The following is a 13,964-nucleotide window of genomic DNA, read 5'->3' as shown; positions in this document are numbered from 1 at the left end:
TTTACTGACGGAATCGGAAGAGGTCATCTGGCTTCTTCAGAAGTGTCATGTCCTGATGGATAGAATTATGTAAGAATACATGGAAAATTGACAATAAAAAATGGCATATGAAGATGATAGACCATAATCATTTCATATGCCATCTTATTTTGGGGACATTTACTGAATATCCCTTCTGAGAGATGAGCAGAATTGGTATACCAAGGCATATGTTCAGCTTGATAGGGGTAGGCTGTACGATACGTTTCCACATATCTGCTTCGGCTGAGTCCAATTTTGGGACGATACAAAGCGAATGTGGTATCAATGGGGGCTCGGTACAGTTTATTCTCTTTGAGATTTGAATAATATATTTTTTCTTTTTTGATTACTTCTTGTTTATGGTCGTAATGGTCTGGAAGATTGTCTATTCGTAAGGAAAAGCCAATCTTACGTGCCAAAGGATGCTTTTTGAGTTCTGAGAGGAAATAATCAATAAAATCTGCAGGACAATAATCTGCTGGAACTACATCTGAGTCTGTATAGATAAAGTAGTCATTGCATAATTTCTTATTTAAATGAGATTTCCATAATGCTTTATATCCTAAGTTTTCTGTCAGTCTGAATACTGTATACGGGCATTTGTCGTAATATTCAAGCAAAGGGGGATAAGTAGAAGCATTATCAATAATGTAGATATTGCTATATCCTCGTTTTTCTAAAGCTTCTATCAACAGGCACAATGTGGTCAGTCGGTTAAAATTATTGATAATAATCGGGACTTCTTTACCGCTTGTTATGGAAGAAGGATTGAACTTTTCTCTTATGAGGTAGCCACACGATACAAGATAGTTCTTGACATATTTGAAGAGATTCATAGCAGATTAATTTTGGGTGTTTAATAAATTGTTCCAGTGGATAATATGTTTCCAGAATTTATACATGCGCGGCTTGTTCCAGCTGTGGCAGCCAAAGGGTAATTTCCCTTTATTCCGTTTCAGGCAATAAGCTGGATGTCGGTCGAAGGAAAATTGTAATCCTATGGTTTCTGTGGGATAATGAAATTCCTTTGGGACGGTTGCCCAAAATACATCTTCATTATAATAGTGTTGATGATGTGAGTTGTATTCCTCGATTTCTTTTTGATACGTACGGCAAGCTTGTTTGAACATTTCTACTCGTCTGAGAGATAAGCCTCCATTTCCGATTTTTCCGTATAGGTTTTGTCGGCAGAAAGTATGTTTTCGTTCATGTTTTTTTTTAATCCACTGCATGTATTGTTTGATGATAGGTAACCTATAGATTGGGCGTTCTATCCATGGCGCTGCAATACAATCATACCCTTTGTGACACCATTCTGATAATTCGTCCCGGAAAATCCAGGCGTCAGTATGACATATCAGTATGTACTCTGTATCGGAGAAAAGTTGGTAGAAGTCGTAAGACATCATCATTCTATTGTATCCGGCAATGCCGTTTCGAGTTCCTAACCATTCTTCGCTTACTGCCAGTTGAGCGACTGTGGGCGGAAACATTCCTTCGGGAATCACTAAATTTTGCGGATGCAGAATGACAATCGGGTATTGTTTCAATACTTGTAAAGTCTGCCGAATGGAAGCTTGCTCCATCTCCGACAAACTTAACCGATATATGGGTATGACAACTTTTACTTGATGCATATTTATCGAGTAGATTTAATGATTTTCTTTAGTTGATATTTATATGCACGTTTCCGTTCAAAATGATGTAGCATAGCTTCTACTTGGTCACAGCTTTTTACGGCATCCCAACCTCTTTGCTCAGCATATGTCTGTACGATTTCTCTTAGCAAATCTATGCGGTGAGTGATTCTCATCAAGTTTTTTAGGCAAACTTTGGGTGTAGGTGATTTGATGAAATGAGAACGGTTGGTATCAATGAAGGTGAATATCGGTTTACCATTTTCTTGCCGATACAGAATATTGGCAAGGTTCAGATCCCCATGGAGAAACCCCTTTTTGTGGAGCTCGACAATATAGATTGCCAGCTCATGAGCCAGTTGTTTGTCGTATTGGGGCTCATTTACCAATATGGGGAACAAAGGAGTATCGTTGCAGCGCAACGAAACGAAATAACTGTCAATAAAGAGTCCATGGCGATTAATCTCGATATATGCAATTGCTTCAGGAGTTTGGATGCCCAGTTTTTGCATCCGAAAAGCAAAATTGTACGCACGACATGCTTTAGTAGGACGAAACCAGCTGTAAATGACTCTTTGAATAAAACTGGGGCGTTTGTATCGTTTTACAACAATAGGATATCCTTGCACCTGGAAAGCTTTTACTTGATTTCTTCCCTGATAAAGGGTTTCTCCGGAGGTGTCAAATTTCATCGGAAGCTCGTTAATGAAATAGCTCAGACGTTGATATCGTGGATTAATCACTATTCTCATGACTGGTTCATTGCAGTTTAATATGACAAAATTAGATAAAAAAGAAGATTTTAGCAAATATCGTCTCTGTGGATTGAGAACATGGACTGATACGTTATGGTAGATTGGGAGAAAAGATATTGTAATTTGGAATTGCAATTCATACTTTTTGTGTAGTTTTGCGAAAAGCATAAGTAGAAATCAATATTATTGGAACGTGATGAAAAAGTATGACTATTTAATTGTAGGAGCCGGACTGTTTGGTGCAGTTTTTGCTCGTGAAGCGACATTGGCAGGAAAGAAATGTCTAGTGATAGATAAGCGTAGCCATAAGGGCGGGAACCTATATTGTGAGGATGTGGATGGAATTCATGTTCATAAATATGGGGCTCATATTTTTCATACGGACAATAAGGAGGTATGGGATTATGTAAATGCATTGGTTCCGTTCAATGGCTTTATAAATTCTCCCTTAGCACGTTTCCATGATAAGCTTTATAATCTTCCGTTCAATATGAATACCTTTCATCAGCTATGGGGGGTAGTGACTCCGGCTGAGGCCAGAGAAAAACTAAAAGAACAATGTGCCGCATACAGCCATATTGTAACGCCAGCCAATCTGGAAGAACAGGCATTGAAGTTATGTGGAAAAGATGTGTATGAGTATCTGATAAAAGGTTATACGGAAAAACAGTGGGGACGTTCTGCAAAGGAGCTTCCTGCATTTATTATTCGTCGTGTACCTTTTCGCTTTGTGTATGACAACAATTATTTCAATGACCGTTATCAGGGAATACCTGAAGGTGGATATAATGCATTGATTGATGCCTTATTAGAAGGAATTGAGGTGCAACTGGATACAGACTTTCTGAAAGATCGGGCCCATTGGCAGGAGATTGCCGACCGAATCTTGTTTACGGGTTGTATCGATGAATTTTTTGATTATCAGTGCGGTCATTTGGAGTACCGTAGCCTACGTTTTGAAGAAAAGCGACTGGAGATAGATGATTTTCAGGGAAATGCAGTGGTGAATTATACGGCACGCGAGATTCCCTATACCCGGGTGATTGAACATAAACATTTTGAGTACGGAAAGCAGCCCCATACCGTAATTACCTATGAATATCCGGATTCTTATGAACCGGGTAAAGAACCTTACTATCCGGTAAATGATGCGCGTAATGGAGCGATGTATCGTCAGTATCGGGAGTTGGCTGCTCAATGTGAGAATGTATTGTTTGGCGGGCGCTTAGGATTGTATGCGTATGCGGATATGGACGATACGGTAGCTGCTGCGTTGAAAACATGGAAGAATGAATGTAATCGATGAAAGGTATGAGAAATTGTTATTTGTCGCGTAACTATAAAGGCGTAAATGGGGCTGGAAATAAAGCAAAGACCGACATTGAACAGGTTATGAAGCAGAATGGGTATGTGAATGTCGGTTTCCCTCAAACCCGTTATACGAATACGATACTGTCTTTCTTTGTTACATTGGCAAGTGTGTTGAAAGCATGCTTTTCATTGAAGAAAGGGGACAGACTGGTCTTACAATATCCGTTGAAGAAGTATTTTACTTTTGTTTGTCGGGTTGCTCATTGGAAAGGAGCCAAGGTGGTGACTATTATCCATGATTTGGGCAGTTTTCGCAGCAAGCGCCTTACTGTGAGTCAAGAAATACACCGTCTGCGTCATTCTAATGTAATTATTGCTCATAGTGAATCAATGAAGAACTGGCTTGAGGCCCAGCACTTGCAAAGACCTGTAGTTGTACTTGAGATTTTTGATTATTTATCGGATAGTAAAGCCTCTGATACTTTACCGCAGGAGAATGAGTATAAAGTAATGTTTGCGGGTGTACTTTCTCCTAAGCATAATGCTTTCCTTTACAAACTGGCGAAGTTGCCAGCTCGTGTATTTAAAATTGTATTGTATGGAAGCGGACTGGATAAAGAGTCTTTGGAGGGTGCTGTGGTAGAGGATAAAGGCTTTGTGACTTCTGACGAGTTGATTCAAACGGCAGAAGGTCACTTTGGATTGGTATGGTATGGACCGGAACTGGAGGGAGGGCATGGACCTTTAGGAGAATATCTGCAATATAATGCTCCCCACAAGATGTCCTTGTATTTGCGTTGTAATTGTCCTGTGATTATTTGGGATAAGGCAGCCTTGGCTCTTTTTGTTAAGAAACATCAGTTGGGACTTTGTCTTTCTTCATTGGCTGAATTAAATCAAGTCTTGAGTGAAATGAGTGTGGATGATTATTGTAAGATGAAGAAAAATGTGCAAGAAATAAGTGCAAGACTGGCTCAAGGATATTATGTGAATACGGCACTTCAATCTGCTTTTAAATTCATTTAGATTATGAAGAATAAGTTGATATATACACTTAGAAGCGGGAAGAATCCTAAGTTTATTTATTATGCAGTGAATTTCTTTCGTCAGTTAGAACCTAAATTTTTGTTTCGTTGGCGATTGAAAAAGGAACTGGCTTCGTTGGCAGGGCGAAAAGATGAAGAATATATCAGATGGAGGGTGGATTATTATAACCAACTCTCTCATCCTGTGACTTTACCTTTGGATGCAAAGCCCCTTGCAGCCCATAAGATGAAGAGTCCTAAAGTCTATTATTTTGATACCTATGAATATACAAGGTGGTTCCCTCAGCATTTGAGATGGGGATTCCTGCCGGGAGATATTATTCATGTGCCTTCTTATCCTTCCATTGTGAAAAGTCGTCCTTTGGTAGACCATAATGAGAATTCAATTCTTATGAAATTGGATAAAGTACGTCACTTCATTTTTGTACATGATAAGAAGAGTTTCGCAGAAAAGCAGGATAAGATTATTTTTCGTGGAAAAGTAAAAGGTAAGGATTCCCGTCGGAAGTTTATGCAGATGTATTTTGGACATCCCATGTGTGATTTAGGAGATGTCAGTAAACATACGACTGATCCGATAGAATGGAGGACGGAGAAAAAAACGATAACAGAGCATTTAGATTATAAATTTATAATGGCTTTGGAGGGCAATGATGTGGCTAGTAATTTGAAGTGGGTCATGTCTTCTAATTCAATAGCAGTAATGCCTCGTCCCACTTGTGAAACTTGGTTTATGGAAGGGACGTTAAAACCTAATTATCATTATATTGAGATAAAACCTGATTTTTCAGATTTGTTGGAACGTGTAAATTATTATATTGCACATCCGGCTGAGGCGGAGGAGATTATTCGTCATGCCCATGAGTATGTGTCCCAGTTCAAGAATAAAAAGAGAGAAAAGTTAATTTCTCTCCTTGTTCTTGATAAGTATTTTCGTATGACGGATCAGGGATGGAAGTAGATGGGTTTATTGTGGTTTAATGTATTCAATTTTCGGATTAAACTTTAAACCATCTTGGCACCCTCTTTTGACTTCCTTTTTGATGAATGCACGGCATTCTTTGTCTTTTATCTTTCTGATTTTGCGCATATATCTACGATATTTATTAAGGGTAGAAAGATAAAATAACAGCTTGTTGGGCTTATTCTTTCGGGCCATGAAGGTGGTATTCCGGGCTTGGTAATAAAACTTCCATAAGTCTTTTTGAGGGGTGTCTTCAATATGCGGAGCATAGTTCTTTCCGGTTTTATGGACAACTACACTTTTTTCAATGTAATATCCTTTATAACCAGCCTTAATTATTCGGTCGGTGTATTCAATATCATCGTGCCAGATAAAGAATTCTTTAAGAGGTAATCCTACCTGATAGATGGCTTTAGCATCAAACATGACGGATACAAAAGTACAATTGGTACAAGACATTCCATAGATGGATGAATCATTTGGATTTGTAATCTTTTGTATGGGGCGTATAAGACCCGGTTTATTCATTTTATGCGGACTTCCGTCTGTCCAAGTCACTTTGCTGCATACAAATCCAATGTGGTCTGAAAGAGACAGACCTTTCACCAGTTCTGTGAGGGCATTATGTGTAGGAATCGTGTCGTCGTCCATAATCCATACATATTCACATTTTGCGAGGACGGCCTGTTTGATGCCTTCATAAAATCCCCATGCGCCTCCTTTATTTTCTGAAAGGTGAGTGATTTGCATCTGGGGGTCATTGGATAAGCTGTCTAAGTATTCTTTGGTTCCATCTGTGGAACAATTGTCTATAATGAAAATCTTATGTAAAGGATAAGTCTGCTGTTTGAGGGCTGAGATATTCTCTTTAAGCAGGTTAAGTCGGTTATAGGTGACAATGGCGCAACCTATGATGGGGGATGTGATTTTTGGGTTCATTTGAATTGAATTTTGATCAAGTAAAATAGAGAAGAGAAACAATGAGCCAATAGGGACATCTTTATTTATAGAGAAGGGGGCTTTCTATCATTGGTGAATGTCCTTTTTCGTATGCTTGTAGTTTTCTATCAGTTTCATATATTTCTGGTCTTTTTTATTGTTCCCAGGTTTGAAGTTCAGGTGTTCAGGGATATTCTTGCCATAGTCGAGGATGGCAGGGGGCGTTCCGGTTTTCACGATGTCCAGGGAATCGTATAAATTACCTGCAGGAACTTCGTAGGCACTCAGGCTGAGGGTATCTCCATGAATACGTACATACTGGTAATATCGGCTTTCAATCCCGAACTTATCAAAACGTGGATCGAAAGCTATCCGGTAGCTTTTGGGAGAACAGTGGCTGACCGTATAAACTGGAGGGATAGCTTTGCCTTGTTCGTCGTGAAGCGTCATGCGGGCATAAGCATGTTCATGTCCCTGCAGTACAAGGTCTACGTGGTATTTCTGGATCAAGTCATTAAACATCGTTTTTTGTACCAGATTATTGTATTTCCCTTTTGCGGAATACAGAGGATGGTGCAGTACCACAATCTTCCATTGTGCATCGCTGGCTTTCAATTCTTTTTCCAGCCATTTCTTTTGGGTCCACAGATAAAAGAACTCCCGATTACTGTCGAGCAGGAAGATTTGCAGGTTGTTGTATCGGAGTGTGTATACCTGGTTGTCTCCTACCATGGAATCTTGGTAATATGAGAATACCAGTGGAAAGCGGCGTTCCAGTTTACGTATGACATATTTCAGATATTCATGGTTGCCGGTCACATTCAATATGGGATAATGCTGTCCGATAGAGTCGAGCCCGGAAAAGGTTTCAGCCCAATAGGAATCCATAGGGCGTTCTGTCAGGTCACCGCCAAAAACGAAGAATTCTGTTTGAGGATGCGTCTGCAAGGCCGCTTTCAGGTATTGGTTGGCTCTCCCATGGATGGTATCTTGCACATCTCCTACGTAGATGAAGGAATAGTCCTTCCGTGTGGTCTGGTTATAGGTCTGGAAACTATACCAAGGAGAGAACCTTCCATTGTTGCTGACTCTGTAACTATAGTAAGTAGCCGGTTTCAGTGAACGCAATCGAGCAGTGTAGTAAGCCGCCTTGCCACTGCGTGACTGGAATATTTCTCCTTGTGCATCGATGCGGAGGGTATCTTTGGCTAAGGTGTCAGCCAGTTCTACGAAGGACGCGGGTGCTACCACAGAGTCATATTGCCAACTGATGTTTCGAGAAAGTTCTTCTTTATCTCCGAAAGTCAGTAAGACTCTTCCAGGTTTTGCCAGGGGCGAGTAGGGTAGTTCTTCCGGGTTTCCAAACCATACATCCCAGCGAGAGTGAATCCAAAGTCCGAGTGCGACTACAATAAGTATGGATACATAGATTGTGATACGTTGTTTTTTCTTCATCTTTGGTTCCTTTAAAATACAAAGATAGGAAGTTCTCCAAAATTATCGTTATTTTTGCCACTTAGTATTTGTAAAAAGATAAGAATAATGAAGAAAAAGTTTTTTGCCAATGTGCTGACACTGGTGTGGAATTTAGTGCTTGTGTATGTGTGTTACACTTTATGCCGTCTGGTGTTTTTGCTTTTAAATTGGGATGCATTTAGTGGACATTTGACGTGGGGATATGCCGTTAGTTTGTTTGGAGCGGGTATTATCTTTGATACCACAGCTATCCTCTATAGCAATGCTTTGTTCATTTTATTGTTCCTTTTCCCATTGCATTGGAAGGAGACCCCAGTATTCTATAAAGTGGTGCGATGGCTTTTTGCCGCGGTCAATACCTTTTTTCTGATTACGAATCTGATAGACTGTGTTTATTTCCGCTTTACAGGAAGACGTACGACCATGACGGTTTTGCAGGAGTTCAGGCATGAAGGGGATGGAAAGTTAACTTCAATCTTCTTGGATGAGTTTGCCACTTACTGGTATTTGGTACTGTTAGCTGCTGCATTGTTTTATGCTCTGTATAAACTGTATCGTTCACCGAAAGCATTTCCAGTAACGCAGAAATGGATGTATTATGGGGTGCAGCTGGTTGCTTTATTGATTGCCGTTCCTTTTACCGTGTTCGGCATGCGTGGAGGTATGACCACGGCTACTCGTCCTATCACATTGAGTAACGCCAATCAGTACGTGAAGCGGCCTTTGGATGCTGGATTGGTACTGAATACGCCTTTCTCTTTGTTCCGGACGTTGGGAAAAGCGACTTTTGTGATTCCTGAATATTTATCAGAGAAAGAGGCGGAGGCTGTGTATACTCCTATACACCTGCCTTCTGATTCTGTGGCATTCCGTCCGATGAATGTAGTAGTGATTATTTGGGAAGGATTTAGCAAGCAGCATGTCGGCTCATTGAATCCGCAGTTGGAGAATGGCGCTTATAAAGGATATACCCCTTTCATTGACTCTTTGTTGAAAAAGAGTCTGACTTTCCAGTATTCTTATAGTAATGGACGGAAGAGTATTGATGGGATGCCTTCCGTGCTATCTTCCATTCCGAGTTTTGTGGAGCCTTTTTTTCTGACTCCTTCGGCCTTGAACGACGTTTCCAGTATTGCTGGGGAACTGACCCGGCATAAAGGCTACTCATCTGCGTTTTTCCATGGTGCCATGAATGGCTCTATGGGTTTCCAGGCTTTTGCCCGTGCAGTTGGTTTCCAGAAGTATTTTGGACGTACTGAATATAATGAAGATCCGAATTACAATGGAGATAAGGATTTTGACGGCACATGGGCCATCTGGGATGAAGAATTCCTGCAATTCTATTGTGACCGTATGTCGGAGATGAAGGAGCCTTTTGTAACCTCTGTGTTTACAGCGACCTCTCATGGACCTTTTGATTTGCCGGAACGGTATAAAGGAAAGTTCCCTACAGGGCAAGATCCGTTGTTTGAGACCGTGGCTTATTCTGATTATGCTATTCAGCGCTTCTTTGAAAAGGCAGAGAAACAGCCGTGGTTTAAGAATACGTTGTTTGTCATTACGGCAGACCATACCAGCGGAAACTGTTATCCGGATTATGTGACCGATTTAGGATATTATAAGGTACCGGTTATTTTTTATGCACCAGGTATACCGGAGTTGAAAGGACTGGACACAGAGAAAGTTGTGGATCAGATTGATATTATGCCGACCGTATTGGGAATTTTAGGATATGACCGTCCGTATGTGGGCTTTGGGCAAGATGCATTGCATACGCCGGTTACTGATAAATTTGCCGTGAATTATGTACCCACCAGCGGAATCTACCAGTTCCTGAAAGGTGACTACTTGATTCAGTTCGATGGAGAGAAAGTGATTCATGCCTACCGTTTTCGTACGGATTTGCTGATGAAGGATGATGTGAAAGATATCATGCCGCAGGACACGTTGAAAGAAATGGAAACGCAAGTGAAATCTATTATTCAGCAATATATGGAGCGGATGAACCACAATGGCTTGGTTTATAGGAATTAGCCAGGAAGCGATAAAAGAAATCCGGGCTTTCAAGGAGAACTCCTCGAAAGCCCGGATTTCTTTTATATAAATAATGTATGCTTACGCGTTCTTGTTGGCACGTTTGCGTTCCGTTTCATCCAGGATGATCTTACGCATACGCATGCTCTTCGGAGTCACCTCCACGTATTCATCTTCCTTGATGTATTCCAGTGCTTCTTCCAGTGAGAAGATGACCGGCGGAATGATACGAGCCTTGTCATCAGAACCGGAAGCACGCATGTTAGTCAGCTTCTTTGATTTGGTTACGTTGACCACCAGGTCGTTTTCGTGAACGTGTTCGCCCACTACCTGTCCGGCATATACTTCGTCCTGCGGATAGATGAAGAATTTACCACGGTCTTGCAGTTTGTCGATGGCGTAGGCAAAAGCTGTTCCTGATTCCATGGCAATCATGGAGCCGTTGGTACGGCGAGGGATGTCACCCTTGTACGGCTGATATTCCTTGAAGCGGTGAGCCATGATAGCTTCTCCTTGAGAAGCAGTCAGTACGTTGGTACGCAAACCGATGATACCGCGCGACGGCATGTCGAATTCAATGTTTACACGGTCGCCCTGAGTTTCCATGGATACCATTTCACCTTTACGGCGGGTTACCATATCAATCATCTTGCTGGCGAATTCTTCAGGAACGCTGATGGTCAGGTCTTCAATCGGTTCACATTTCACACCGTCGATTTCTTTGAAGATAACCTGCGGCTGTCCTACCTGAAGTTCGTAGCCTTCACGACGCATGGTTTCAATCAATACAGACAGGTGGAGCACACCACGTCCGGATACAATCCATTTTCCATCCTCGTTTTCGGTCTTGCGTACGCGCAGCGCCAGGTTCTTGTCGAGTTCTTTCATCAGACGGTCGTGGATGTGACGGGAAGTCACGTATTTTCCTTCTTTTCCGAAGAACGGAGAATCGTTGATGGTGAACAGCATACTCATGGTCGGCTCGTCGATGGCGATAGGTGGCAGTGGTTCCGGATTATCAAAATCGCAGATCGTATCACCGATTTCGAATCCATCTACACCGATGATGGCGCAGATGTCACCAGAAGAAACTGATTCTACCCGTTTGCGGCCCAAGCCTTCGAAGGTATGTACTTCCTTGATTTTTGATTTCACCATGGTGCCGTCACGTTTGGCCAAGGTGATATTCATACCTTCTCTCAAAGTACCTCTGTGTACACGGCCTACCGCGATACGTCCTGTATAAGAAGAGTAGTCGAGTGAGGTAATCAGCATCTGAGGAGTACCTTCCAGCTGTTGCGGAGCCGGGATATATTTTACGATGGCATCCAGCAGCGGAGTGATGGTTCCGGTTGGAGTCTTCCAGTCTTCACCCATCCAGTTGTTCTTGGCCGAACCGTAGAGTACAGGGAAGTCCAGCTGATCTTCTGTGGCGTTGAGGCTGAACATCAGGTCGAATACCATTTCGTATACTTCTTCCGGACGGCAGTTTGGCTTATCCACTTTGTTGACAACCACAATCGGCTTCAGCCCAATCTGAAGGGCTTTCTGCAGTACGAAGCGGGTCTGCGGCATCGGACCTTCAAAAGCATCCACCAGCAGAATACATCCGTCGGCCATGTTCAAGACACGTTCTACTTCTCCACCGAAGTCGGCGTGTCCCGGAGTATCAATAATATTGATTTTTGTACCATTGTAATTGATGGAAACGTTCTTGGAAAGAATAGTTATACCTCTTTCACGTTCCAGGTCGTTGTTATCCAAAACCAGTTCACCGTTGGTCTGGTCGTTGCGGAACAGATGTCCCGCCAACATCATTTTGTCCACGAGGGTAGTTTTACCGTGGTCAACGTGGGCAATAATGGCAATGTTTCTAATGTCTTGCATACTATACCTATAATTTGTGTGCAAAGGTACGATTTTTCTTCGAAAAAATCATTGTTAATAATAAAGAATAAGAAATTGTCTAAATACTTTTCACTGGAACTCATTAACTTTGCGACCCGTTTTAAAAATAGAAGAGGTATGAACGAAGAACAGCTTAAGCAGAGTGTACAAAAAAAGATAGTCTTGATTTCTTTCCTTATATTGGTGGGGAAGTTTGCCGCTTACTGGCTGACAAATTCTGTAGGAATCTTGACGGATGCAATGGAAAGTATTGTCAACGTCGTAGCTGGAGCGGTGAGTCTTTACAGTCTGCATTGGTCGGCACAGCCCAAAGACAAGAGTCATCCTTTCGGACATGGGAAAATGGAGCAGGTTTCAGCTTCCATTGAGGGTATTCTGATTACGTTTGCCGGGATACTGATTGTGTATGAAGGGGTGTATCACTTGTTTTGTCCAGTCGGCATACGGAAACTGGATGTGGGTATTTATATCGTGGCATTTTCCGGACTGGTTAATTATCTGATGGGATGGTACAGCGTACATATCGGCAAGCGGTATAATTCAATGGCCTTGATAGCAGGGGGGAAGCATCTGCAGTCGGATACGTATTCTACCATCGGACTGGTAGTGGGGTTGCTCTTGCTTTATTTCACGAAAATAGCCTGGATAGATAGTGTGTTAGCTTTTTTGTTTGGAGGAATTATCATTGTGACGGGAATTTCTATCTTGCGCAAGACGATTGCGAATCTGCTGGATAAGGCGGATGAGGCTTTGCTGAACGAGATTGCTCAGGAACTGAACGAGAAGCGTTCGCCCGACTGGATAGATATTCATAATGCGAAAGTCATCAAATATGGAAGTTATCTGTATATGGATTGTGATTTGACTCTTCCCTGGTTTTATACCATTGAAGAAGGACATCGGGAAGGAGCGCGTTTAAAACAGATTCTGGAAAAGAAATATGCTGACCGGATTCAGCTGACAATACACTTGGATCCTTGTACTGTTTTTGAGCAGGCCAAGTGTGGTAGCTGTTCCTGCAAGAAATGTCAGACACGTAAAATGCGTTTTGAACAGGCCGATCCGATTACATTGGCTACATTTATTGAACGTGCCAACGAACGGAAGGATTGACTTCTTCTTGAGTTTGTTTGCGAAAAAAAAAGCGTGAAAAGAATTGTCGTTTAAAAGATTATGTCTATCTTTGCAACCGCAAATCAAATTTATACATTTTAATAAATAGTCAAATTATGTATTTAGACGCAGCTAAAAAACAAGAAATCTTTGGAAAGTACGGAAAGTCTAACACTGATACTGGCTCACCTGAAGCACAGATTGCATTGTTTTCATACCGTATTTCTCACCTGACTGAGCACATGAAGCTCAACAGAAAAGATTATAGCACTGAAAGAGCTTTGACAACTTTGGTAGGTAAGCGTCGTTCTTTGCTGAACTACCTGAAGAGCCGTGATATCGAAAGATATCGTAACATCGTCAAGGAACTTGGTCTTCGTAAGTAATCCGTTACTTGCTGCAGGCAAAAAAATAAGCCGCTTTTCTTTCGGGAAGAGCGGCTTATTTTTTTGTACCCTCGTCGGGAATCGAACCCGAATCAAAAGTTTAGGAAACTTCTATTCTATCCGTTGAACTACAAGGGCAACTTTTGCAAAAGTAAGTCTTTTTATTGAATATTCTTGCTTTTGGTTTGAAAAAAGCGGTCTGCAAGTGATTTTTTGGCTGTTTTTTGTTTACTCAAAAAAACGCCTAAGCGTTTCAACCAAAACGCAAGTGCGTTTCAATCAAAACTCTTTGGCGTTTTGTCTCAAACGCAAGTGCGTTTGAGGTGTACTGAAAATAGTTGTCAGTTTTAAGATTAATTCCTGACTAAGTTGAC

Annotated in this window: 12 protein-coding genes and 1 tRNA gene; 6 read left to right on the top strand and 7 right to left on the bottom strand. The window is 41.5% G+C overall.

The window, feature by feature from the left end:
* Nucleotides 1-65: 65 nt before the first annotated feature.
* The 3 genes from RDP42_RS11725 to RDP42_RS11715 are packed head-to-tail and all read right to left on the bottom strand — an operon-like array spanning nucleotide 66 to nucleotide 2,350.
* Nucleotides 66-857 carry a glycosyltransferase family A protein gene (locus RDP42_RS11725; protein WP_308763829.1) on the bottom strand — a complete coding sequence of 264 codons (792 nt, stop codon included), beginning with the start codon at nucleotides 855-857 and terminating at the stop codon, nucleotides 66-68.
* 6 nt (nucleotides 858-863) lie between these two features.
* Complete coding sequence (locus tag RDP42_RS11720) at nucleotides 864-1,607, bottom strand: DUF5672 family protein (protein WP_308763828.1); 744 nt, start codon at nucleotides 1,605-1,607, stop codon at nucleotides 864-866.
* Between the two features lie 53 nt (nucleotides 1,608-1,660).
* On the bottom strand, nucleotides 1,661-2,350 hold the full coding sequence (locus tag RDP42_RS11715; protein ID WP_308763827.1) for a lipopolysaccharide kinase InaA family protein: 690 nt from the start codon (nucleotides 2,348-2,350) through the stop codon (nucleotides 1,661-1,663).
* Between the two features lie 259 nt (nucleotides 2,351-2,609).
* Here RDP42_RS11715 and glf point away from each other — a divergent pair, with 259 nt between their 5' ends.
* From glf to RDP42_RS11700, 3 genes are read left to right on the top strand one after another with little or no spacing between them, the layout of a single operon-like run.
* Nucleotides 2,610-3,719: a UDP-galactopyranose mutase gene (gene glf / locus RDP42_RS11710; protein WP_308763826.1), complete on the top strand. Its 1,110-nt coding sequence runs from the start codon at nucleotides 2,610-2,612 to the stop codon at nucleotides 3,717-3,719.
* Nucleotides 3,720-3,724: 5 nt separating this feature from the next.
* Nucleotides 3,725-4,750, top strand: a complete 1,026-nt coding sequence (locus tag RDP42_RS11705) for a galactofuranosyltransferase (protein ID WP_308763825.1) — start codon at nucleotides 3,725-3,727, stop codon at nucleotides 4,748-4,750.
* A 3-nt stretch (nucleotides 4,751-4,753) separates the two neighbouring features.
* On the top strand, nucleotides 4,754-5,731 hold the full coding sequence (locus RDP42_RS11700; protein ID WP_308763824.1) for a glycosyl transferase family 90: 978 nt from the start codon (nucleotides 4,754-4,756) through the stop codon (nucleotides 5,729-5,731).
* 6 nt (nucleotides 5,732-5,737) lie between these two features.
* On the opposite strand, the gene RDP42_RS11695 is transcribed toward RDP42_RS11700, so the two are convergent.
* Entirely contained in the window at nucleotides 5,738-6,673 is a 936-nt protein-coding gene (locus RDP42_RS11695; protein ID WP_308763823.1) for a glycosyltransferase family 2 protein, read from the bottom strand.
* Nucleotides 6,674-6,760: 87 nt separating this feature from the next.
* Nucleotides 6,761-8,128, bottom strand: coding sequence for a metallophosphoesterase family protein (locus tag RDP42_RS11690; protein ID WP_308763822.1), 1,368 nt, complete (start codon nucleotides 8,126-8,128; stop codon nucleotides 6,761-6,763).
* A gap of 87 nt (nucleotides 8,129-8,215) precedes the next feature.
* Here RDP42_RS11690 and RDP42_RS11685 point away from each other — a divergent pair, with 87 nt between their 5' ends.
* Nucleotides 8,216-10,183 carry an LTA synthase family protein gene (locus RDP42_RS11685; protein WP_308763821.1) on the top strand — a complete coding sequence of 656 codons (1,968 nt, stop codon included), beginning with the start codon at nucleotides 8,216-8,218 and terminating at the stop codon, nucleotides 10,181-10,183.
* A gap of 81 nt (nucleotides 10,184-10,264) precedes the next feature.
* Here RDP42_RS11685 and typA read toward each other — a convergent pair whose 3' ends face one another.
* On the bottom strand, nucleotides 10,265-12,070 hold the full coding sequence (typA, locus tag RDP42_RS11680; protein WP_308763820.1) for a translational GTPase TypA: 1,806 nt from the start codon (nucleotides 12,068-12,070) through the stop codon (nucleotides 10,265-10,267).
* 138 nt (nucleotides 12,071-12,208) lie between these two features.
* Between typA and RDP42_RS11675 the strand changes: the two genes are divergently transcribed.
* Entirely contained in the window at nucleotides 12,209-13,204 is a 996-nt protein-coding gene (locus tag RDP42_RS11675) for a cation diffusion facilitator family transporter (RefSeq protein ID WP_308763819.1), read from the top strand.
* 116 nt (nucleotides 13,205-13,320) lie between these two features.
* Complete coding sequence (gene rpsO / locus RDP42_RS11670; protein ID WP_072541391.1) at nucleotides 13,321-13,590, top strand: 30S ribosomal protein S15; 270 nt, start codon at nucleotides 13,321-13,323, stop codon at nucleotides 13,588-13,590.
* A 66-nt stretch (nucleotides 13,591-13,656) separates the two neighbouring features.
* Here rpsO and RDP42_RS11665 read toward each other — a convergent pair.
* A tRNA-Arg gene (locus RDP42_RS11665) sits at nucleotides 13,657-13,728 on the bottom strand.
* Nucleotides 13,729-13,964 lie beyond the last annotated feature (236 nt).

This window comes from uncultured Bacteroides sp., from assembly GCF_902472605.1.
Taxonomy (GTDB): Bacteria; Bacteroidota; Bacteroidia; order Bacteroidales; family Bacteroidaceae; genus Phocaeicola.
This window is presented reverse-complemented; position numbering and strand designations above follow the sequence as displayed.

What these genes read in the sequence shown, in the direction of transcription:
- RDP42_RS11690 (WP_308763822.1), bottom strand. Translation starts at nt 8,128, where the DNA reads ATGAAGAAAAAACAACGTATCACAATCTATGTATCCATACTTATTGTA.
- RDP42_RS11720 (WP_308763828.1), bottom strand. Translation starts at nt 1,607, where the DNA reads ATGGAGCAAGCTTCCATTCGGCAGACTTTACAAGTATTGAAACAATAC.
- rpsO (WP_072541391.1), top strand. Translation starts at nt 13,321, where the DNA reads ATGTATTTAGACGCAGCTAAAAAACAAGAAATCTTTGGAAAGTACGGA.
- RDP42_RS11685 (WP_308763821.1), top strand. Translation starts at nt 8,216, where the DNA reads ATGAAGAAAAAGTTTTTTGCCAATGTGCTGACACTGGTGTGGAATTTA.
- typA (WP_308763820.1), bottom strand. Translation starts at nt 12,070, where the DNA reads ATGCAAGACATTAGAAACATTGCCATTATTGCCCACGTTGACCACGGT.
- RDP42_RS11705 (WP_308763825.1), top strand. Translation starts at nt 3,725, where the DNA reads ATGAGAAATTGTTATTTGTCGCGTAACTATAAAGGCGTAAATGGGGCT.
- RDP42_RS11695 (WP_308763823.1), bottom strand. Translation starts at nt 6,673, where the DNA reads ATGAACCCAAAAATCACATCCCCCATCATAGGTTGCGCCATTGTCACC.
- glf (WP_308763826.1), top strand. Translation starts at nt 2,610, where the DNA reads ATGAAAAAGTATGACTATTTAATTGTAGGAGCCGGACTGTTTGGTGCA.
- RDP42_RS11715 (WP_308763827.1), bottom strand. Translation starts at nt 2,350, where the DNA reads ATGAAATTTGACACCTCCGGAGAAACCCTTTATCAGGGAAGAAATCAA.
- RDP42_RS11725 (WP_308763829.1), bottom strand. Translation starts at nt 857, where the DNA reads ATGAATCTCTTCAAATATGTCAAGAACTATCTTGTATCGTGTGGCTAC.
- RDP42_RS11675 (WP_308763819.1), top strand. Translation starts at nt 12,209, where the DNA reads ATGAACGAAGAACAGCTTAAGCAGAGTGTACAAAAAAAGATAGTCTTG.
- RDP42_RS11700 (WP_308763824.1), top strand. Translation starts at nt 4,754, where the DNA reads ATGAAGAATAAGTTGATATATACACTTAGAAGCGGGAAGAATCCTAAG.